A 22,250-nucleotide genomic window follows, 5' to 3' on the forward strand; every position below is an offset into this window, starting at 1 on the left:
TATATATTTAACTAACTTTAAGTAATAAATTATCCTTTTTCGAAGAATACCAAATTATCTCATTATATCTTTTAACTTTTTACAAATATTTTTTTCTTCATATTTTTCTAAATACTTTACAAAATTATTGCTATTTTCTTTATCTAGATATAATTCCTCAATCTTGTTAGCAGTATCTATATAATCATTAATATCTACCAACCTACCTATATTATTATTAGTTATAATATCCTTGCAACCTCTTATTTTAGTTGCAATCACTTTTTTATTATTAGCCATTAATTCCATCAAATTCCTAGGAAGTCCTTCCCTATAGGATAGAAGCACTCCTATATCTGCTATATTTATTAGTTCATTCACATCATTCCTAAATCCAAGAAATATAATATTATTTTGAAGACCTTTAATCTCAACTTCCTTTTCTAATAAATTTCTATTTTGACCTTCACCAACTAATATAGCTTTGATATTGGGATATTTATCCTTTAGCAACTCCATAGCATTAACTAATTGAATTTGGTTTTTATTTTTATTTAATTCAGCAATCATTATAATTACAAAATCATCATCATTAATTTTAAGTTCTTTTCTCTTCTTTACTTTCTCAGTTTCTGATAAAGGTTTATATTCCTCTAGATTAATACCAACACCTGGAACTAAATAACATTGTTTTGGTTTTAATCTTTTTTTAGTTATCTCATAATCATCTATGTTAATATTTATAGTCACATCAGTTAACTTTGCCATAACTTTCTCAATAGGATAATATATTATCCATCCAATCTTTGATCCGCCTTTTAGAAAATGGTATCCATGAGCTGTATAAATAGTTTTTATTCCTTTGAATTTTAATTTCAGCATTCTTCCATATATAGATGCTACTGGAGTATGAACATGAACTATATCATATTTTTTTTCTTTTTGTATATTTATCAATTTCTTAAACGCTTTTAAATTTCCATAGCTAAAAGGATTTCTTGAAAAAGGTAAATCAAAAATTTCTACCCCTAAATCAGTTAATTCATTATTTATTTCTTTATCTATACAACAAGCACAGTCTACTTTATACCCATTGCTTACTAGCATTTTTATATGAGGTATTAAAAATGCATTAATGGTTCTGCTAACTGTCGTTATATATAACACTTTTTTCATAATTTCTCCTTTTTATGAATAATTCTATACTATACTCTTAATTTCTTTTGCTGGAATTCCTACAGCTACCTTATTCTTCGCAATATCTCTAACAACTACACTTCCTGCACCAATTATAGAATTATTTCCAACAGTTTTTCCTTGTATAATTTGTGTCCCTGTTCCAATCTCACATCCGCTTTCAAGAAGCACATTTCCCGATATATTGCATCCCGGATATACTGTTACAAATTCCTCCATAACAACATCATGTCCAATTGTACAATCTAGATTTATTATTGAGTGACTTCCTATATTAATATTTACAGTTAATATTGTTCCAGAACAAATAATTGCTCCTTCTCCAATTTTATTGAACTCTGATATTTTTATTTTAGGATGAATAAGAGTCGCCGCCGTTAAATCGCTACAATAACTTTTTACTATATTTTTTCTAATATCAGCATTTCCTATAGCACAAACATACTTTACATTTTTATTTAACTTTAAATATTCAAATCCACCTAAGACAATTTTCCCATTAATATATTTATCGTGTAATGATTTGTTTTCATCAATGAATCCAACCACTTTCCATCTCTTTTGTTTTTCATTTATCTCATCTATTAACCATAAAACCTCTCTACCAAATCCACCAGCACCAATTATAACTAGTTCTTCACAAATACATTCTTTATTTAAATTTCCAATCATCTTTTTCTCCTAATTCATTCCATTAAATCTTGTCATTGTAACTTGACCTTCTTCACTTATTCCGTCCTTTTTCAAAACCTTATATATTGTTAAAAAGAAAATCTTAAGATCTAACTTTAAACTCCAATGTTCTACATACCATACATCTAAGTTAAACTTCTCAGTCCAACTCAAACTATTTCTACCATTAACTTGTGCCCATCCTGTTAATCCTGGTAAAACTTCATGCCTTTTTATTTGTTCATCGTTATATAAAGGTAAATATTCAACTAAAAGAGGTCTTGGTCCTACTAAGCTCATTTCACCTTTTAGTATATTTATAAATTCTGGTAATTCATCTAAACTAGTACTTCTTAGAATCTTACCAAACTTAGTCATTCTATCTCTATCAGGTAGCAAATTTCCGTGTTTATCTTTTGCATCTTTCATAGTCCTAAATTTATACATTTTAAACTTCTTATTTTTGTATCCAATTCTCTCTTGTGTAAAAAATATAGGGCTTCCTAAATTTACTCTAACTAATATCCCTACTATGATAAAAATTGGAGAAAATAATATTAAAACACATACTGCAAAACTTAAATCAAATACTCTTTTTAATATTTTCATCTTCTATTAAGCCTCACTAAATACTTTTTTCACTATTTTTATTACTTCTTCTTGATCTTTAACTCCCATTTTTGTATCAGATGGTAAACATACCCCTCTTTCAAAAATTATTTTAGAAACTGACTCACCGTTATCCGTAAAATACTTATATTCTTTATAAAAAGGTTGTAAATGCATAGGTTTCCATATATGTCTTGCTTCAATATTGTTATCTTCTAACCCATTTATAATATCAGATGGTTTAACTACTGAAGTTTCCTTTATTGTAATGCAACTTAACCAGTAATTTGCTTCTCCATACTCCCTTATCGGCATCATTTCTATATCATTTATATCTTTAAATGCTTCTTTATAGATATTAAAAATCTCTCTTTTTTTAGCTATTCTTTCATCTAAAACTCTAATTTGACCTCTACCGATACCCGCAACAATATTACTCATTCTATAGTTGTATCCTAACTCTGTATGGTGATAGTAAGGTCTATTATCTCTAGCCTGAGTTGCCCAAAACCTTGCTTTTTCAATTCCCTCAACATTATCTGAAACTAGCATTCCACCACCAGATGTAGTAATGATTTTATTACCATTAAAAGAATATATTCCATAAGACCCTATAGTTCCAGTTTGTTTTCCTTTATATGTTGCTCCTAAGCTCTCAGCCGCATCTTCTATTATAGGTACATTATACCTATTGCAAATTTCACATATCTTATCCATATCTGCAGCTTGTCCATATAAATGTACAACTATTACAGCTTTAGGTATACAATTATTTTCTTCTGCCCATTTAAATGCCTTTTCTAAAGCTTTCGGAGACATATTCCAAGATTGTTTTTCTGAATCTATAAACACTGGTATTGCCTTTTCATAAATAATAGGATTGCAACTAGCTGAAAATGTTAAACTAGAACAAAAAACATAATCCCCAGACTCTACTCCAACTGCTTTAAGTGCTAGATGAATAGCTGAAGTTCCTGATGCTAATGCAGCAGCATCTTTAACACCTACATAGTCTGCAACCTCTTTTTCAAAATTATTTACATTTGGTCCTAAAGGCGCTATCCAATTTGTATCGAAAGCCTCTTGTATAAATTCTTTTTCCATTCCACCCATATGAGGTGATGCTAGAAATATTCTTTTCTTTTCCATTTTGATTCCCCCTTAGATTGCTAAACTTGCAATCTTTTTTTCTGAATTAGCCTCATCAGGCTCTTTAAAAGTTGGAACTACTTCCTTCATTTTAACTTTTAAAGATTCTTTGTCTTCATTTACTGCAACTTTTAATAAATCATTTATTTTTAACTTTAGTTCATTTATATCAAATTCAGAAGGTACTCCTATAAAAATCTTATTATTCTCTGTTTCAGTTAATCCTTCTTCATTCATTAAGAGCTCTTCATAAAGCTTTTCACCTGGCCTAAGCCCAGTTACTTCTATCTTAATATCTACTTCTGGCTCAAAACCTGATAGTTTTATAAGCTTCTTTGCTAAATCATATATCTTAACTGGTTCTCCCATATCAAGAATAAATATTTCTCCACCTTTTGCAAATGCTCCTGCTTGAAGCACCAGTTGCGCAGCTTCTGGTATAAGCATAAAATATCTTATAATCTCTTTATGAGTTAAAGTTACCGGTCCTCCATTTTTTATTTGATTCTTAAAAAGTGGTATTACTGACCCGTTACTTACTAGTACGTTTCCAAACCTTACTGCAACGTAATCTGTTTTGCTCTTTTTATTCATAGCTTGTACTATCATTTCACAAAGCCTTTTAGTCGCTCCCATAATATTTGTAGGATTTACTGCTTTATCTGTTGAGATTAATACGAATTTATCTACATTAAACTCATCACAAACTTCGCAAACGTTAAGCGTACCGACAACGTTATTTTTAATAGCTTCCTCTGAGTTATCTTCCATAAGTGGAACGTGTTTATGCGCCGCTGCGTGGAAAACTACGTCAGGGCTATATTCTTTAAATATTTTTCTTATTCTTTTTTTATCCCTAACCGATGCTATTATTGTAAAAAGATCTAGATCTTTATAATTCATTCTTAATTCGTTTTGAATATCGTAAGCACTATTTTCGTAGATATCTAATATTAAAAGTTTCTTAGGTTTAAAGTTAGCTATCTGTCTGCAAAGCTCAGACCCTATAGACCCTCCGCCTCCAGTTACTAATACCGTCTTGCCTTCTAAATAGCTAGAAACTCCGATTTTATCAAGTTCTACTTCTTCTCTCCCTAAAAGATCTTTTAAATCTACGTCTCTCATTTTTGATAGTGAGATTTTTCCTCCCATTATCTCATATACTCCAGGTATGATTTTTATATTTGCTGAAGTCTTTTGACACTCTTCTATAATTTCTTTTTTGTTTTTAGCTGAAGTGCTAGAAATAGCAATAATTATAGTATCTATATTTAAATCTTCAACTACATTTTCGATATCATTTTTATTGCCTACAATTTCAACCCCTTGCAGGAATTTTCCTAATTTATTTTTATCATCATCTATAATAGCAACAGGTCTCATATTAATCTGCTTGTTTTTATACATCTCATTTATAACCATATGCCCGCAAGCTCCAGCCCCTATTACTAAAACCCTTTGACTTGCCTTTTTAACCTTTACACTTCCGTATATAGCTAGTCTTCTATAGATTCTATAAGATAATCTTAAACCTACTACCATTAAATATATCAAAGCGCTACTTAAAATCACTATACTGTTTGGAATTCTAGTTGATAATATATTATTTAAAATAACGGTTGTAGTCCCTGCTATAATACAGGCAAATAGTCCTTTAACAAACTCATCTATACTCGCGTTACTCCAAAGAGTTCTATACATTTTAAATATATATAAAAAAACTATATATATTATAGTGAAAATAGGTACTAATTTGAAATAGCTAGCTATATATTCTTTAGGAACATCAAAATCAAATCTTACTATAAACCCAAATATAAAAGCTAAGTTTATAAAAATAATATCAGCTATTATTAAAATTGGCACTCTAATTTTTCTTATTTTATCCATTAACACCGTCCCCTTAAATTAGAAAAATATAAATTTTTTCTTAGTCTTTATAATTTCTCCTTCAAATTCTATCTCTGAATTCTCTATTAAATCTATTGAATTCTTTTGAAGTATCTTCCAATAATTTTTATAGATAGAATTTAATTCTTCTATACCGTCCTTAATCCCTGTAACTCTATTTATATTATTATGTGCATCCGATCCTACAAAGCTATATATTCTGTGCTTTGCGATTCTTTCAGCGGTTTTTTTAACTTCCTTCCCGAAGTCCCCCCTAAGACTTCCGACATTAAGTTGAAAAAGACACCCTTCGTCGATAAAGTCATTAAGAAAACTAGGATCTTTCATAACGTCTCTATACCTTTCAGGATGTGCTATTATAGGTGTTATTCCTAAAAGGTTAAGTTCGTACATACAATCCAAAGCTTCTTGTTTATCTATCTTACTCATAGAGAACTCTATAAGCATATAACGACTGTTATTAATAGTCCCTATAATACCTTTTTTATAAAGTTCTAATAACTCTTCAGTAAAATAAATCTCTTGCCCTGCGTATACCTTACCCTTTAGGTTTTCTTCTTCTATTAATTTATTTATCCCTTTTACTATTTCTTTAACTTCATCGTATGTAACTTCAAAGTGTCCTTTTTTGTAGTGAGGAGTCGCAACTAAGTGCGTACTTCCCTCACTAAAGCTTCTCTTTATCATCTCTAAAGAGTCTGATAACTTCTTAGCTCCGTCATCTATTCCTGGAAGGATGTGTGAATGAATATCTATCATAACTTCCTCCTTAATGTCCGTAGTAGTAATAATACTTTTCTTTAGTGCTTTCTCCACCGTTTAATACTACTCCTAAAATCGGTGCGTTCACTTTTTCTAAAAGCGCCTTCGCTGCTAGTACCGAATCTTTCTTAGTCTTTTCAGCTCTTACTACTAGAACTAAACCGTCAGATTTCTTTGAAAGAATCTGAGCGTCAGTAACAGCGTGAAGCGGAGGACTATCTAGTATTATTACGTCGTAAATAGTCTCAAAATATTCTAAAAGCTTATCCATAGTTACTGACCCTAAAAGCTCTGAAGGGTTTGGAGGTAACTTTCCTGCTGAAAGAACATCTAAATTTTCATTTCTTTCTTGAATAGCTTCTTGTATCTTTTCTCTATTAATAATTACATCTGATAATCCCATACTATTTGAAATCTTAAACTTCTTATGTACACTAGGTTTTCTTAAATCGCAATCTATTAATAAAACCTTTTTATTATCTTGAGAAAAAGCTAAGGCTAAGTTTCCAGCTGTAGTAGATTTACCTTCTCCTGGCTCTGCGCTAGTTACTACTATCCTTCTTATTTCTTTATCTATAGAAGAGTATTGAATGTTAGTTCTTAATACTCTGTATTTTTCTGCTGAGATTGACTTTGGTTGTGCTTCAACTATTAACATACTCTACCCTACCTTCTTTTTTTATTAATTCTTTTAATATCTTTTTCACTTAGTTCTGGAATTACCCCTATAACTGGTAATCCTATAGTTTTTTCTAACTCTTCTTTTGTTTTAAAAGTATTATCCATAAATTCTAAAATTAAAGCTAATCCTATACTTAACATTAATCCTACGATAAACGCTACAGCTATATTAAGCACTTTATTAGGGCTAACAGGTTTTTCTGGAACCTGAGCTTTTTGAATTATTTGAACGTTACCATTTTTAATAAGAGTCTTACTATATTTTATAAATTCGTCTGTTACTGAAGTGACTACATTTTTTGCAGTATACGGGTCTGTATCTTCGTATGAAATTTCTAAGATCTGAGTGTCAGCTCTAGGAGTGACTACTAATTTTTCTAAAACTTTTTTAGACTCTCTATCTATATGAGATTTTGTTAAGGCTTTAGAAATTAAATCATCAGTTTTAATAACCTCTGAATAAGTACTTAATAACTTTTGATACATCATTACATCATTACTATTATAATCTTGATTATTGCTTTCTTGTTTTCCTATAAATAATTTCGTCGTAGCCTTGTATTCAGGCTTGATTACAAAGAAACTGATTAACCCTGAAGCTAAAGTAAAAAGAAGAGTTATTAAAACTATCATCTTCCACCTTTTTTTCAGGGAATCAATTATTTCGCTAATATTGATATTTTCTTCGTTCATTAAAATTCCTCCATCTCTGACTAAATCAAAACCAATTAAAGCCAATAATAATTTTAACATCAATACTTAAGTTTTTCTTAAAACTTTTTGTCTTTTCTATTAAAAAAATAAAATTTCTTATTTTTTCTATAATTTTTATTATATTTTTAAAATATTTCAAAAAAGCAGTTAATATTTCGACTTTAATCAACTTTATTATTTTTGGATAATCAAAATAAAAAAGCTAAGTTTCTATTCTTAGCTTTTTCTTTTTAAATTATTATCGTATTTTTTTAAAAAATCTTTATTTTTTATTAATAATTTCTTTTAATCCTGTTTTTTGCCATCTCCAAAAATCTTCGCACATATCATCTATATCTTTTTCTGCTTTCCAACCTAATTCTGCCTCAATTTTAGTCGGAATAGCATAACAAGTTCCGATATCCCCAGCTCTTCTAGGTGCAATTTTATAATTAATTTTTTTCCCTGATGCTTTCTCAAAAGCTTTTATAACTTCTAAAACGCTATATCCGTTACCAGTTCCTAGGTTATATACTTTTAAATTACATCTTTCTCTTAAAAGATTAATTGCAGCAACATGCCCTTTAGCTAAATCTACAACGTGGATATAATCCCTAACCCCAGTACCATCTATAGTATCGTAATCATCTCCGAATACATTTAAAAATTCTAATTCTCCTGCTGCAACTTTAGAAACATAAGGCATTAAGTTACTTGGAATTCCATTCGGTAATTCTCCTATAAGTCCACTTTCGTGTGCTCCTACTGGATTAAAATATCTTAATAGGACAACATCCCATTCGTCATCAGACTTTTGAACGTCTGTTAAAATTTCTTCCATCATAACCTTAGTTTTTCCATAAGGGTTTGTAGCTGGCATAAGTGGCAGTTCCTCATGACCTGGCATTACTTCGCTATCTCCATAAACTGTAGCCGAAGAACTAAATATTATTTTCTTTACATTATTTTCTCTCATAACATTTAATAAGTTTATAGTTCCACTTATATTATTATGATAATATTCTAATGGTTTTTCTACAGATTCTCCTACCGCCTTAAGTGCTGCAAAGTGAATTACTGCATCTATTTCATTTTCTTTAAATACTTTATCTAAATTTTCTTTATCTAATACGTCAACATTATAATACTTAGGTTTTCTTCCAGATATTTTTTCGATTTGATCTAATATTTCTATTCTACTATTAATTAAATTATCTACTACTATAATCTCATCATTTTGTTTAAAAAGCTCTACCGTAGTATGACTTCCTATATATCCAAGTCCACCTGTAATTAAAATTTTCATAAATTACCTCCTATTTTTTATATGTTTAGTATAACATTTTTTAGCATTTTTTTTAAATATCTTTTTAATATATGAATTTTATACTATAATTTATAAAGAATGAAATTAAGGAGAAATTTAACTTATGAAAAAAAATACGTATGTACTTACAAACCTCATTATAGGTCTAGTTTTAGGCTTTATATGCTTTGTATCGATTTATGGATTTAAAGTTTTAGATGTAACCAATGTTGATTGGCTAAAAAATTCTGGAGATTTAACTCAGCATTATATAGGTTGGGATTACTTTAGAAACGAACCTTGGACCTTTCCTATAGGTAAAATATCAAACCTTATTTACCCATTTGGAACTAGCATAACCTATATGGATTCAATTCCATTATTCGCTATAATTTTTAAACTTCTATCACCCGTACTTCCAGAATCCTTTCAGTATTTTGGAATCTGGGGATGCATATCATTTATGCTTGCAGGTTTGTTTTCAGTATTAATATTATCAAAATATATAAAAAACAGGTTCTATATATTTATCTCTTCTATATTAATAATATTAAGTCCAACCTGCTTAATGAAAATGTTTATTCATACCGCTTTAGCTAGTCATTGGATTATATTAGCAGCTATCGCAGCTATGGTATATACAGATAGTTTTAAAACCACATTTAAAAGAATTTTAACTTGGTCATTAATTGTTATATGTTCTGTTTTAATTCATCCCTATCTAACATTTATTGTACTAGTTTTACTCTTAGGTGTTAGCATATATACTTATATAATCAATAAGTCAATAAAGGAGTCATTAATCAATTTTCTTCTGCCATCCATCTTTGGAGGTATAACTTTTTGGATTATAGGTGGGTTTTTAAATACAAATCAAGAAGTGGTTTATGGTCTCGGAATTTACTCTATGAATTTAAATGCATGGTTTAACCCTTTAGATTGGTCAAGAATTTTAAACCCATTAGCTACCGCTACAGAAGGTCAGTACGAAGGATTTCAATATTTAGGGCTTGGCGTAATTTTACTTATTCCAATATGTATAGGACTATATTTTAAAGACTTTACTCCTAATTTATCAGATTTTAAGAAATTTAAAAATAAGTACTTAAAATATCTCATTCCTTTAGGAGCAATATATTTAATTTCACTTATATCCTCTTTAAGCCCATGTATTACTTTTAACTCTCATAAAATATTAACTTTTGCCTTACCTGAAAGTATATTAAAGGTTTGGTCTATCTTTAGATCAAGTGGAAGATTATTTTGGGCTTGTACTTATATTTTTACTTTTATATTAATAATATCTATGTATAAGAAATTCAAATCAAAATTTGTGGCTTGTATTGTGATATTTATTATTACATTTATTCAAATATATGATATTTCGTCTGTTCTAAAGTCAAAAAATGCTTTTTTCACTAATGAAATATCTCATGCGAACCCGCTACAATCTAACTTATGGTCTGAATTATCAAAAAAAATAGAGCATATTATAGTTGTTCCTTTTAGCCAAAACAACTACGATAATTTTTCATATTTTGCGGCTCCTAATAATATTACATTAAACATAGGATATGTCGCTCACGCCGATAATACAGTTTTAAATAATGAAACTAACAAATCATTTGACGATTTATTAAAAGGTAATTACGATGTTAATACTCTTTTCATACTAACTGATTATTCATTAATTACTGAACTTAAATCTAAAAAAATTAAAGATTTAGATATTATTAATGTAAATGGTTTTACATTAGCCTTTAACTCGAAAGCTCTAGGCATTAATTTAACAAAATAAAAAAGAAGCAACTAACATCTATTGTTAGTTGCTTCTTTTATTTACATTTCTATTAGTTCTCCACTAGGTGTAACTAAAACCGTGAATACCACACCCGTTCCGCCTTGCTTCATTAAACTTTTAGATTTTACTTGAACTATATATCCTTCTTTTCCATTCAAATTTTGAATATTATCCGATGATGAATATATAGTATCGTCGTCTTTACCATATTTCTTTTCCACTAAAGATATAGCTTTATCCTTTGTAAACCCACTTTTTATTTCTTCTTTTTTAGGTTTACTAGGTTCTTTTTTTACTTATTCTTTAGGTTCAGTTTTTTTATCTTTTTTTTCATCTTCTTTTTTTGTATCTATATTTTTCTTATCTGTATTATCAGTTTTTTTATCTTCATCAGTCTTTGTTATTGTGTTTTGATTATTATTTTCTTCTGTCTTTTTTCCATCAGAAAATAAACTAAAACTACAAATTCCTATTACTATAGCAACTATAACTAATGAAAAAGTGATTATCTTTGTTTTTTTAGACATTTTAAAACCTCTTAAATTCTTTTACTTTTCGTAATTATAAATTTGTAAAGCATCTTTTTCTTCGTTTTTAAATCTTTTAGCTACTCCAGCTTGAACTGCAGGTGAGCTACTATAGAAATGTACTAAAACTCCATCAGAATTAGTTCTTCCTCTTTCAGCATAAATTTTCTTTACAAATTGAGCTGGATCCTTCTCAAATTTTAAAGGACTTATTATACTATATGCTCCACCTACTCCGTGTTGCACTACAGTTGACCAAATTGCATTTCTAACAGCAAAGCTTGATAAAACTTTTGAGTAATCGCCAGTTGTTAATAATCTTGTTAAAAGTTGATCATAAAAATTTTCTTTTACATATTGATGTTGTAAATTATAAAAATCGTTATAATGATCATTAGCTAATTTTTTCCAAGCTTTATCAAATTCAGGTCCACAATTAGTATTCCCATCTTTTTTTCTAGCATCCATAAGACTCTTATAAAATCCATAATTATGATTTTGTAACCAATTAACAAATCCATCTAAAGATCCCATTTTAGATGAGAATTGCCAAGCACCATAAGACTTACCGCCATAATCACCTACCCCAGAAGATACACTTCCTGGATCTCCATTTGATTCATATTTTTCAGATAAGACTCCTAAAAAGTCATTGCTATTATTATCTTTATATACCTGAACTACAGTCATTCCATTTAGCATATTACTTACATAACCTTCAAATATTTTTCCATCACTTAAATATCTTACTTTGTAATATGTTAAATCACCTTTTACTCTTTCAAGAACAACTACATCTGATCCTGGCTTCATAGTAGTTAGTACTTGAGATTGTAAACTCGGCTTGCTTCTTAGATTCATAGTTGCATTAATTATCTTTGCTTTCGCTATATTAGCTTGTACATCTTTATCAGAAAGGGCTATTTTACCAATATTATCGATGCCTAACCCTTTTAATTTATTACTAAATTCTTCTGAGCTAAATATAGATGAAATTATATATTTTTGACTCTTACCATTAACTAATTCACCTAACCAATAATTAAATTCATCTCTTCCAGGTTTTCTACCTTGTATTGCAGTATAAACAGCATTTATAAATTCTTCACCAGTATAATTTTTACTTTTAAATTCATCACTATCTATAAATCCTTCAACTACATTTGCAACACTTCTTCTATTGTTTACTATTTCATCAGTCCAATAGTTTAAACCACCTTTATCCCCTTCTCTTCCTTGGAATCCTAGGAAAAACTGATTTACTACCCCTGATATCTCTCCTTTTTGATCATATCTATCAATAGATATTGAACCTATATTAGTAACATCTAATTCATTTAATTTATTTTTAAATTCTTCTGATTGAATCATTCTAGATACTACAAATTTTCTTGAATTACCTTTTTCTAAAGAGTCTGTCCAATAATCAAGTCCTGCTTTATCAACATCTCTACCTAAAATCCCTTTGAACATTGCTTTTACAAACTGTGAATTTGTATAGTTTTTACTTTTAAATTCTTCACTATACATAAATCCTTCTACTACATTTGCAACGCTTCTTCTATTATTTACTATTTCTCCAGTCCAGTAATCTAAACCGCCTTTATCCCCTTCTCTACCTTGAAAACCTATAAAGAATTGGTTTACAACTCCTGATATTTCTCCTTTTTTATCATATCTATCAACCTTAATTGATCCTATGTTATCTATGCTTAAATCATTAAGTTTTTCTTTAAATTCTTTTGAATCCATCATTCTTGAAACAACAAACCTTTTAGAATTTCCTTTATTTAAAGATTCAGTCCAATATTCAAGCCCAGCTTTATCTACATCTCTACCTAAAATACCTTTAAACATTGCTTTTACAAATTGTGAATTAGTGTAATTTTTACTCTTAAATTCATCACTATCCATAAAACCTTCAATTACATTAGCTATGCTTCTTCTATTATTTACTATTTCGCAAGTCCAGTAATCTAATCCTCCTTTATCTCCTTCTCTACCTTGGAAACCTATGAAAAATTGATTTACTAATCCTGATATTTCACCTTTTTTATCGTTTCTATCTAATTTTATTGTACCTATATTGTTTATACCTAGTCCTGAAAGATACTCCTTAAATTCCTCTGAATTCATCATTTTAGATAACACAAACTCTTTTGAATTCCCACTATTTAAAGATTTTGTCCAATAATCTAACCCTGCTTTATCGCTTTCACGACCGAATAATCCTTTAAATATAGAATCAACAAATTCTCTATTGCTATATTTTTTGGCTTTAAATTCTTCGCTGTTAATCATTTGAACAACCACATCTGAAACTGAGGCATTATTTTTATAAAGTTCATTTGACCAGTAATCTAGTCCACCTTTATCTGGCTGTCTTCCTAAGAACCCTTGGAATAATCTAGTTATAAATATCTCGCAATTATTTATGCTACTCTTACTTTGATTTTGATTTACTTCAATATTTTTTTGATTTGCTGCACTTGCAACCTCTTGAGCTCCGAAAACTACAGAAGATGCGATTAAAATACTAATTAATACTCTTTTCATAATTCCCCCCTGAATATGTACTAAACGACATTTAAGTTTTAGATTGATGTATTATTGAAAAATACATCAAAAAAGTTAAAATTATGAATAATTTTAACCTTTTTTATTATATCATTTTATGAATTTTTTTACATTATTTTTTAATATAATTCTTTTTTACATAAATTTAAAGCACTTTCTATAACATTGTGCATATCATAATACTTATATTCTGCTAATCTGCCACCAAAAATAACATTTTCCTCTTTATCAGCTTCTTCTTTATATTTATTATATATCTCTGTGTTTTTATCATCATTAACAGGATAATACGGTTCATCACCTTTTTCCCAATTAGAAGGATATTCCTTAGTAATTACAGTTTTCTCTTGAGTTCCATATTCAAAATGCTTATGTTCTATTATTCTAGTATATGGAACCTCATATTCTGTATAGTTTATTACAGCATTTCCTTGATAATTTCCTTCATCTAAAGTCTCATTTTCAAATTTTAAACTTCTATATTCTAAAGTCCCAAATTTATACTCATAATACTCATCAATCATTCCCGTAAAAATCACTTTGTTTGCAACACTATTTAATTCACTTTTATTATCGAAATAATCTGTAGAAAGCTTTACATCTATTCCTTCTAACATCTTTTCTATTATTTTGTTATATCCTCCTATTGGGATACCTTGATATTTATCATTGAAATAGTTATTATCAAAAGTTAACCTTACAGGTAATCTTTTAATTATAAAAGCAGGTAATTCAGTTGCTTTTTTCCCCCACTGCTTCTCTGTATAACCTTTTATAAGTTTTTGATATATATCATTTCCAACTAGACTTATAGCTTGCTCTTCTAAGTTTTTAGGTTCTTTTATATTCGCTTCTCTTCTTTGTTCATCAATTTTTTCTAAAGCTTCTTTAGGAGTTTTAACTTTCCATAATGAATAAAATGTATTCATATTAAAAGGTAAATTATATAATTCTCCTTTATAATTCGCTACCGGTGAATTAGTATATCTATTAAATTCTACAAAACTATTTACATAGTCCCAAACTTTTTTGTTACTTGTGTGAAAAATATGAGCTCCATATTTATGTACATTTATTCCTTCTATTTCTTCACAATATACATTTCCACCTATATGGTTTCTCTTATCAATAACTAAGCATTTTTTTCCGATTTTCTTCGCCTCATAAGCAAATACAGCTCCAAATAGTCCCGCACCTACTATTAGATAGTCATATTTTTTCATAATTACTTTCCTCCAATTTTACTTTTAATTTCTTTTAATGCAAAATTTAAAACACTACTTTTTAAAATTGCCATAACTAAAATATATATTATTATCCCTATTCCAGTCTGAACTATTGTTGCTAAAATCCCATTAATATGTATATATTTTTCTACTATAAAAACTACTGTCATCATTATTATAGATCCTGCTAATGGCTTCCATACAGTTCTAATAATTTTATTCAAATCTACAAATTTTCTCAAAAATAATACTTGTACTAAGGTAACTGCAAATTCAGCAATAACTGATGCAAATGTTGTACCTAAAGAAAATAATGTAGGAATTAAAAGTATATTCAATATAACATTTACAACTGCACCAACACAAACAGAAATTGTAAATTGTCTTTCCATCCTCATAGGGAGCATTACTTGTATACCTAATATATTACTCCAACTAATTGCTAAAATTAAAAAAGAGCCGATAATTAGTAATATTTGTATCCCATTAAAACTAGGTCCATAAAACCAACTTGAAAAATCCTTAGATATAGCTAAAAGCCCGAATGTCATTGGAAATGCTACGAAGTTTATAAAAGAAAAGGCTTTATATACCATGTCCTTAAATTCATCCATTTTCCCCTCTGAATAAAGACTACTCATTCTAGGCAACATAACTGTCCCTACTGATGTAACTAATGCTAAAACAAGCTTAATGGTTTTTTGGGAATTATCATATAGTCCTACCTGTGAATCATTTGTCATAAACCCAAGCATAGTTCTATCTAAAAGAACATATACCTGCATAGCTAATTGAGAAATAAATAACGCTAATGAAGGCCTAAGGTGCTTAACCATATATTTAAAACATGGTTTTTTATATATCACCTTTCCCTTCAGCTCTTTCCACATAATAACTTGTCCTAGTAGCATAGTTATAGCCATTATAGCTGCATAAATAACTACATCACTACTATCTTTAACTAAGATAAAAATTAATAATACACCTATAATTTTAGCTATTGTATTTCTTAATACAACACTTTTCATATCTTCATATCCTATAAAGAACCATGATATATCAAATGTTGCTGAAACTATTGTTATTGCCTGTACTCCATATAATAGCCTATTATCTTTATTAATTATTACAAATATTATTATATATACAACTAAGGAAAGAATAGTCGTCAATAATTGCAATGTATAAATATTCCAAAACTCTAATGACATTTTTTCCTTATTCTTTTTAGTATATGCAATTTGTCTATTTCCATAAAGTGATATCCCTATCATTCCTAGCAAAACAAAATATTGTGCATAAGAATTAGTATAAGAATACTCCCCTATTCCTTGTGGTCCTAATACCCTAGATATATAGGGTACAGTTACCATTGGTAATAGTAATATTAATATTTGATAAATTGTATTATAAAAGAAGTTCTTCTTAAGACTCATTTCTATCCCTCGATTTTCTTTCTCAAGTCTTTTACTTTACCAATATAATTTCCTGGATCTATAGTTTTACCACTGTTATTGTTCATTCCATCATCAATAGCAGCTTTTAAAGTTCCTATTCTTAATTTTCTAAACCCTTTATAGTGTCCTTTTATGCATGTGGCTAAAATTCTTCTATATAATTCTTTTTTTAATGTTCTTTGTGATTTTTTCCTTTCACCTGAATCTTCAATAAATTCATTTATAAAGAAAAATCTATTTCTAAACATATAATATTCTTTCCACCATCCCTCTGGTGCTACAACCTTACCTTGATATGGTGGATCCTGATGATTTATTATCGCTGACTTTACCACATATCCTTTGTATTTTCTTGATACTCTATACGTGTACTCTGTATCATCCCCATAGATAAATAACCCTTTATCAGGTAATCCAACTGCTTCAACTGCTTCTTTTGAAAACAACGGCCCCACAAATGCATTTGCTTCAATCTCTGTTATATTATCTAAATTATCATATTTTTCTACCGCTGTAACATCATTAACTTTATCACCTGATATAAATTTATGATGGTACATTTGATATTCTTCATTATCTATACCATAAATTGCAGGAGCTAGAAATCCAACATCTTTTAAATCCATGTTAGCCTCAATTAATTTTTTTAAGCATTCTTTTGTTGGATAAGCATCATCATCCATAATCCAGTACCAATCCGGGTTATATTTTTCTTTAGCTAGTTTCATTCCATAATAAAACCCACCAGCACCACCAAGATTGTCTTCTTTCCATATTACTTCTACTAACTCATTCTCTCTAGCAATTTCTCTAAGTTTTCTTTTATTTTCTGCATTACTATCATTATCAACAACTATTATTTTCTCTAACTTATACTCCTGATTAGTTAAAGCATCAATTGTCTTTTTTAGTGTATCCGCCCTATTATATGTAACAGTAACTGCTATTACTTTATTCATTATCTATATCTCCTTGCTTATATATATCAATATGTTCTTCTTTAATATCATCCCAAGAGATGATGTTTCTTTTATATTTTTCATTGCTATTTTTCACTTCATAATATTTATTAACTATCCCTTTTGAATCACCAGGTTTAACATAAAACACGCCATCAAAATCTTGTAATTCATTAGATGTAGTTATGATAGGAATATCCTGACTATACGCTGCTAAAAAACTTCCATTTCTTTCTGATACTCCATCTCTAAAAGGCAATATACTCATATCACTTGATTTAAGATAATCAGAAACCTCATGTATTGACTCAACAAATCCGGTAACAATAACATTATCCTTAATATTATTGTTTTCTATTAAACTTAATACTTTTTTATGATATTCGTTTTCTAAATTCAGTTCTCCCAAAATTAAAAGTTTTATATTTTCACCTTTTTTAATAAGTTCTGATATAGATGATATTAAAGTTTCTATCCCCTTTAATTCATTAATAAATCCAAAAAATGAAATCAATATACACTCTTTAGAATTTAATCTTTCTCTAATTTCTGAAATTCCCGTATCATTTATTTCACTTTTAGGTATGTTAGAACTTATTGGTATATATTTTAATGGTAAATTTTTCGATAATACACCTCCAAATGATTTAATCATCGGCTTGTACTGCTTTTCAACAACTACTATATTATCAGCATTTTTATAATTAATAAGATTCCTCAATTTACCCTTAGTAGTATAACTTAAGTACTCGTGTACTGTTTGAACTACCTTACACCCAACTCTTTTTTTTATATATCTTGGCAAGAAGTTTATAAAAAATGATTTTCCATACTCATCACTTGGATACTGTATATGCACAATATCAGGATTTATATCAGATATCTTTTTTAATATTATTTTTTTTGAAGAATAATCCCATGTATCTACTATCCCATGAACTTTTACTCTATTGGTATTGTCATTATTTTTAAATTTGACTTTAGATGATGTTATTATTTCAACATCATTTTCTTCTGACAAGCATTTTGCTAACATGTGTGTGTAATCTCCAACACCACATTTCATATTAGGAAATGCACCTACTATAAAACAAATCTTCATATTACCACCTAGTTATCTCATCAATGTATTCTTTAGCTATATTATCCCAAGAAAAATCTTTTTCTCTTTTTTCACAATAGCCTAATGCTTTATTATAAAGTTCTTTATCTTTATAAAGGTTTAATATTTTATCTGCTAGCTCTTCATAATCCATAGTATCAAACTTTAATTCATCTATTTCTATAAGCTCTTTAAGAGAAGTGTTATCTGAAACTATAGCAATAGTTCCATTTCTCATCGCCTCTAAAACTGGTAACCCAAATCCTTCATATAAAGATGGGAAAATAAATGCGAAAGAATTTTTCATTAAATAATTTTTTTCATCATCAGTTACATAATCAAAAAATACTATATTTTTTTTATTTTTTTCTATTAAATTTCTTTCTTCATCACATTTCCAACCATACTTACCGCATATTGCAAGTTTTAAATTTTCTGATTTATTTATTATATCTAGAGCTTTTATCAGTGTTTTTATATTTTTACGTGGTTCTATTGTACCTAAAAACATTAAATATTGTTTTTTTTCTATACTTTTATCTCTTAATAAACTATCATTTATAGGGTCTTTACTCTTTTCAACTACAACATCTTCGTAAATAACTTTTATTTTATCATTTTTAATTTTAGGAAAATGATAATTGATTCTCTCTTTTGTTGATTTAGAAACAGCTATTATTTTGTCTGCTTTCTTTATTGATTTAGGAATAAGTAATTTATTTATTATTTTATTATAAGTACTCATTGTATCTTTAAAATCAAAAGCAACTAAATCATGTACTGTAAGGATTTGTTTTAATCCACTCATGTTAAAAGGTAATACGTGCTGAGTTCCCCAAAAAACATCTATTTTATATTTATTACATAAGGATTTTGTCTTAATTAAATACCAAATAGTCTTTTTAAACTTTCCTTTATCATCCTCTATTATTTTTAAATTTTTATATTTCTCACCTTCAAAATAAACTTTCCTATCCGAAAACAAAAAATATTCATTTTCTTTATCATTTTCTAGAATATTTCTTAAAAGGTAATCTAAGTAATATCCTATTCCAGTTTTTTTTTCGATTAGTGGTCTACCATCAATTGCTATTTTCAAATCAAATTCTCCTTTTTAAATTAAAGTAACTATAAGTAACAGATATAATTATCCAATAATATCCGAAATTAAGATCAGGTATAGATATGCATAACCCTATCGTAGGCATAAGTACCATAAGAATTAATATAACGCTCATAGTTTCATTATTTTTTCTTTTTACTAATGCTTGCTTTATTGTAATAAAGATAATATAAATATATGATAATATACCTAATATACCAGTATTAGCTAATAAATTCGTAATAGTATCTAGAGATCTAAATGAACCAAATCCTGCCCCAAAAAGAGGTGATTGTTTTAAAATACTCAATGACATCTCTACAGCATTCCCTCTTAACTGTCCTGATTCCAAATTCTTTTTATTTACGGTCATATCTCTAAAGGCATCTACTAAAGTTCCCCAATATATATTAAATACCTTAACCGCCAAAATATATATTGCAATTAAACTGATTAAACCTATTATATAAAATATCAAAATCCTATTACGATTTTGATATAACTCCTCGCCTTTTATTGAAAATACATAAACATATATAGTTGTTGCAATTATAAGTATTCCTATACCTAAATATGCTGTAGATGAAGTTGTTAAAACTGCAACTGCTAGTGTTATAAAAATTATTAATATTAATACAATATTTGATTTTTTTTCACTTTTACTTATTTTTTTATTTGCTAGCCATAACACCAAAATTAAAGGTAAGAATTGCAATAAATTAAGTGCAAATGTAGAAGGTTCTAACGCTATTGAATTTACTCTTTTTATTCCATAAACCATTTGAAAATATAATTGTCCAAGTGCAATATTATTATTAAATAGATATGCGGGATATTCTATATTCAAGTAATACATACAGAACTGTAATATACCCCAAACTATAGCAAAAATACTGCTCATAGCAAATGAAATAATAATATTTTTAAATACTCTTTTTTCTTTTACAGTTATGCTTATTAGCATAGCTATAACTAACATAAAAAACAAATATATAGGTTGCGTAATATTACTCCCCGTAAAACTAATATTATTAGATGTATTTGCATTAAGATCATTATATGTAATTGGCATAAAATTAAAAAATCTTAATAACTCTCCAACTACTATTACAATAATAAAAATTAATAATGCGCGTATTAATTTATTAGTTTTTAATTCAAATTTTAAATTATTAAGTGTAAATAAATTTTTATTCGATATTATTGTTTTTATTATCCAAAGTCCTCCACAAATATAAAATGGAGCAATTCCTGTAACTGTCTTTTCTATATTTAAAGCTGATGCTGCTGTAAATGTTGAAAAAAATACAGTAATATATAACAAGAATTTTTCACTTTTTATTAATCCATATATAGATAGTGCTATAACAATCCATCCAATTACTGTTACTTCCATACCGTCTCCTTTAATTAAATATTTTTATATAATTCTATCATTTCTTTCCCTGATTTCCCCCACGAAAATCCAACTTTTTCTGTATACATTTTTTCTAGTATACTTTCTCTAAACTTGTTATCTTCTAATAATTTATACATATTTTTAGCAATCTCTTCTGTATCATTTGGTGCTACCTTTATAGCTCTATTACCAACTACTTCTGGAATCGAAGTTACATTTGAAACTATAGTAGGCACTCCATAACTCATAGCTTCTAACGGCGATAATCCAAACCCTTCGTAAAATGATATATAGATATATAAAGCAGCTTTTTTATATAAATATTTAAGTTCGTCATCATTAATTTTTCCTGTGAAAACTATTCTATCCTCTAAATCTAATTTTTTACTCAAATCAAATATTTCTTCAGATTTATACCCATTTCCGCCTGCTATAACAAGTTTTGCATCTGTTTTTTCCTTGATTAGATTAAAAGAATTTATTATACCGGATATATTTTTTCTTGGCGTAATAGTGTTTACAGATAAAATAAATTTTCCAGAAATATTTTTTATACCTTCATTAATATTTTTAATTACTATTGGCTCACTGCTAAAATCATTAAATCCATTATAAATTACATTTATTTTATTTGATTGCTCTGGATAATATTTTTCTATTTCACTTTTTGTAAAATTAGTTATAGCAACAATTTTATCAACTTTTTTTACAGATTTTCCTGTAATAAATTTTTTCCAAAGTTTTGTTTTAAATGAAAATTCATCTTCTAAAGTTCTAAATGCCATATCATGCATTGTAGTCACTATTTTATTCTTGGAGAAAATTGGTGCCATAGTATCTGGATAATGAATTAATGCATCTGGATAATTTCCCTCTATAAGCTTTGGTAATTTAAACTGTTCAAAAATATTTCTTTTTATCCCATTAGTTATACCCTCTATTATTATTAAATCTTTATCTTCCGCAAATAGATATTTATCCTTATCTTCTTTTCTTATAACAATTTTTAAATTAATATCCCCTTTATTATCATACATTGATTTAGATATTTCATAGCAATATCTACCTATCCCACCGCTCAAGCTTGTTTGCAACGCATTAAAAATAACTGTTTTTTTCAATTTTATTCCTCACAATCATT

General features: G+C 28.1%; 20 protein-coding genes. 1 reads left to right on the forward strand and 19 read right to left on the reverse strand.

The window, feature by feature from the left end:
* Positions 1-54: 54 nt before the first annotated feature.
* From M4I33_RS02360 to galE, 9 genes are all read right to left on the reverse strand, one after another.
* Complete coding sequence (locus tag M4I33_RS02360; RefSeq protein WP_257915270.1) at positions 55-1,155, reverse strand: glycosyltransferase family 4 protein; 1,101 nt, start codon at positions 1,153-1,155, stop codon at positions 55-57.
* Positions 1,156-1,179: 24 nt separating this feature from the next.
* Positions 1,180-1,848, reverse strand: a complete 669-nt coding sequence (locus M4I33_RS02365) for an acetyltransferase (RefSeq protein ID WP_257915271.1) — start codon at positions 1,846-1,848, stop codon at positions 1,180-1,182.
* 9 nt (positions 1,849-1,857) lie between these two features.
* Positions 1,858-2,457, reverse strand: coding sequence for a sugar transferase (locus M4I33_RS02370; RefSeq protein WP_257915272.1), 600 nt, complete (start codon positions 2,455-2,457; stop codon positions 1,858-1,860).
* A 6-nt stretch (positions 2,458-2,463) separates the two neighbouring features.
* Complete coding sequence (locus tag M4I33_RS02375; protein WP_257915273.1) at positions 2,464-3,606, reverse strand: DegT/DnrJ/EryC1/StrS aminotransferase family protein; 1,143 nt, start codon at positions 3,604-3,606, stop codon at positions 2,464-2,466.
* 12 nt (positions 3,607-3,618) lie between these two features.
* Positions 3,619-5,496, reverse strand: coding sequence for a nucleoside-diphosphate sugar epimerase/dehydratase (locus M4I33_RS02380; RefSeq protein ID WP_257915274.1), 1,878 nt, complete (start codon positions 5,494-5,496; stop codon positions 3,619-3,621).
* An 18-nt stretch (positions 5,497-5,514) separates the two neighbouring features.
* Positions 5,515-6,276: a tyrosine-protein phosphatase gene (locus tag M4I33_RS02385; RefSeq protein WP_257915275.1), complete on the reverse strand. Its 762-nt coding sequence runs from the start codon at positions 6,274-6,276 to the stop codon at positions 5,515-5,517.
* Positions 6,277-6,286: 10 nt separating this feature from the next.
* Complete coding sequence (locus tag M4I33_RS02390) at positions 6,287-6,937, reverse strand: CpsD/CapB family tyrosine-protein kinase (protein ID WP_257915276.1); 651 nt, start codon at positions 6,935-6,937, stop codon at positions 6,287-6,289.
* An 8-nt stretch (positions 6,938-6,945) separates the two neighbouring features.
* On the reverse strand, positions 6,946-7,653 hold the full coding sequence (locus M4I33_RS02395) for a YveK family protein (RefSeq protein WP_257915277.1): 708 nt from the start codon (positions 7,651-7,653) through the stop codon (positions 6,946-6,948).
* A 283-nt stretch (positions 7,654-7,936) separates the two neighbouring features.
* Positions 7,937-8,959 carry a UDP-glucose 4-epimerase GalE gene (galE, locus tag M4I33_RS02400; protein ID WP_257915278.1) on the reverse strand — a complete coding sequence of 341 codons (1,023 nt, stop codon included), beginning with the start codon at positions 8,957-8,959 and terminating at the stop codon, positions 7,937-7,939.
* A gap of 124 nt (positions 8,960-9,083) precedes the next feature.
* Here galE and M4I33_RS02405 point away from each other — a divergent pair, with 124 nt between their 5' ends.
* Positions 9,084-10,757, forward strand: a complete 1,674-nt coding sequence (locus tag M4I33_RS02405; protein WP_257915279.1) for a DUF6311 domain-containing protein — start codon at positions 9,084-9,086, stop codon at positions 10,755-10,757.
* Between the two features lie 41 nt (positions 10,758-10,798).
* Here M4I33_RS02405 and M4I33_RS02410 read toward each other — a convergent pair whose 3' ends face one another.
* The 10 genes from M4I33_RS02410 to M4I33_RS02455 all read right to left on the reverse strand — a co-directional run bounded on the left by M4I33_RS02410 (position 10,799) and on the right by M4I33_RS02455 (position 22,230).
* Positions 10,799-10,981: a hypothetical protein gene (locus tag M4I33_RS02410; protein WP_257915280.1), complete on the reverse strand. Its 183-nt coding sequence runs from the start codon at positions 10,979-10,981 to the stop codon at positions 10,799-10,801.
* 75 nt (positions 10,982-11,056) lie between these two features.
* Positions 11,057-11,287, reverse strand: a complete 231-nt coding sequence (locus M4I33_RS02415) for a hypothetical protein (RefSeq protein WP_257915281.1) — start codon at positions 11,285-11,287, stop codon at positions 11,057-11,059.
* A gap of 21 nt (positions 11,288-11,308) precedes the next feature.
* The gene (locus M4I33_RS02420) at positions 11,309-13,843 is read right to left on the reverse strand and encodes a DUF4214 domain-containing protein (protein ID WP_257915282.1); all 2,535 of its coding nucleotides are present in this window, start codon (positions 13,841-13,843) and stop codon (positions 11,309-11,311) included.
* Between the two features lie 140 nt (positions 13,844-13,983).
* Entirely contained in the window at positions 13,984-15,087 is a 1,104-nt protein-coding gene (gene glf / locus M4I33_RS02425) for a UDP-galactopyranose mutase (RefSeq protein WP_257915283.1), read from the reverse strand.
* A gap of 2 nt (positions 15,088-15,089) precedes the next feature.
* Positions 15,090-16,526 carry a flippase gene (locus M4I33_RS02430; protein ID WP_257915284.1) on the reverse strand — a complete coding sequence of 479 codons (1,437 nt, stop codon included), beginning with the start codon at positions 16,524-16,526 and terminating at the stop codon, positions 15,090-15,092.
* Positions 16,527-16,528: 2 nt separating this feature from the next.
* A complete protein-coding gene (locus M4I33_RS02435) occupies positions 16,529-17,506 on the reverse strand; it encodes a glycosyltransferase family 2 protein (protein ID WP_257915285.1) in 978 nt (325 codons plus the stop codon).
* Entirely contained in the window at positions 17,499-18,608 is a 1,110-nt protein-coding gene (locus tag M4I33_RS02440; RefSeq protein ID WP_257915286.1) for a glycosyltransferase, read from the reverse strand. Before M4I33_RS02440 ends, M4I33_RS02435 begins: the two co-directional genes overlap by 8 nt.
* 1 nt (position 18,609) lies before the next feature.
* Positions 18,610-19,707 carry a glycosyltransferase family 1 protein gene (locus M4I33_RS02445; RefSeq protein WP_257915287.1) on the reverse strand — a complete coding sequence of 366 codons (1,098 nt, stop codon included), beginning with the start codon at positions 19,705-19,707 and terminating at the stop codon, positions 18,610-18,612.
* A gap of 1 nt (position 19,708) precedes the next feature.
* The gene (locus M4I33_RS02450; protein WP_257915288.1) at positions 19,709-21,106 is read right to left on the reverse strand and encodes an O-antigen ligase; all 1,398 of its coding nucleotides are present in this window, start codon (positions 21,104-21,106) and stop codon (positions 19,709-19,711) included.
* A gap of 14 nt (positions 21,107-21,120) precedes the next feature.
* The gene (locus tag M4I33_RS02455; RefSeq protein ID WP_257915289.1) at positions 21,121-22,230 is read right to left on the reverse strand and encodes a glycosyltransferase family 1 protein; all 1,110 of its coding nucleotides are present in this window, start codon (positions 22,228-22,230) and stop codon (positions 21,121-21,123) included.
* Positions 22,231-22,250: the final 20 nt, after the last annotated feature.

Source organism: Clostridium sp. LY3-2, from assembly GCF_024705715.1.
GTDB lineage: Bacteria > Bacillota > Clostridia > Clostridiales > Clostridiaceae > Clostridium.

Coding starts and splice junctions, on each gene's coding strand:
- M4I33_RS02415 (WP_257915281.1), bottom strand. CDS start 11,287: ATGTCTAAAAAAACAAAGATAATCACTTTTTCATTAGTTATAGTTGCT.
- M4I33_RS02380 (WP_257915274.1), bottom strand. CDS start 5,496: ATGGATAAAATAAGAAAAATTAGAGTGCCAATTTTAATAATAGCTGAT.
- M4I33_RS02430 (WP_257915284.1), bottom strand. CDS start 16,526: ATGAGTCTTAAGAAGAACTTCTTTTATAATACAATTTATCAAATATTA.
- M4I33_RS02395 (WP_257915277.1), bottom strand. CDS start 7,653: ATGAACGAAGAAAATATCAATATTAGCGAAATAATTGATTCCCTGAAA.
- M4I33_RS02440 (WP_257915286.1), bottom strand. CDS start 18,608: ATGAAGATTTGTTTTATAGTAGGTGCATTTCCTAATATGAAATGTGGT.
- glf (WP_257915283.1), bottom strand. CDS start 15,087: ATGAAAAAATATGACTATCTAATAGTAGGTGCGGGACTATTTGGAGCT.
- M4I33_RS02450 (WP_257915288.1), bottom strand. CDS start 21,106: ATGGAAGTAACAGTAATTGGATGGATTGTTATAGCACTATCTATATAT.
- M4I33_RS02375 (WP_257915273.1), bottom strand. CDS start 3,606: ATGGAAAAGAAAAGAATATTTCTAGCATCACCTCATATGGGTGGAATG.
- M4I33_RS02390 (WP_257915276.1), bottom strand. CDS start 6,937: ATGTTAATAGTTGAAGCACAACCAAAGTCAATCTCAGCAGAAAAATAC.
- galE (WP_257915278.1), bottom strand. CDS start 8,959: ATGAAAATTTTAATTACAGGTGGACTTGGATATATAGGAAGTCATACT.
- M4I33_RS02420 (WP_257915282.1), bottom strand. CDS start 13,843: ATGAAAAGAGTATTAATTAGTATTTTAATCGCATCTTCTGTAGTTTTC.
- M4I33_RS02385 (WP_257915275.1), bottom strand. CDS start 6,276: ATGATAGATATTCATTCACACATCCTTCCAGGAATAGATGACGGAGCT.
- M4I33_RS02435 (WP_257915285.1), bottom strand. CDS start 17,506: ATGAATAAAGTAATAGCAGTTACTGTTACATATAATAGGGCGGATACA.
- M4I33_RS02370 (WP_257915272.1), bottom strand. CDS start 2,457: ATGAAAATATTAAAAAGAGTATTTGATTTAAGTTTTGCAGTATGTGTT.
- M4I33_RS02360 (WP_257915270.1), bottom strand. CDS start 1,155: ATGAAAAAAGTGTTATATATAACGACAGTTAGCAGAACCATTAATGCA.
- M4I33_RS02365 (WP_257915271.1), bottom strand. CDS start 1,848: ATGATTGGAAATTTAAATAAAGAATGTATTTGTGAAGAACTAGTTATA.
- M4I33_RS02405 (WP_257915279.1), top strand. CDS start 9,084: ATGAAAAAAAATACGTATGTACTTACAAACCTCATTATAGGTCTAGTT.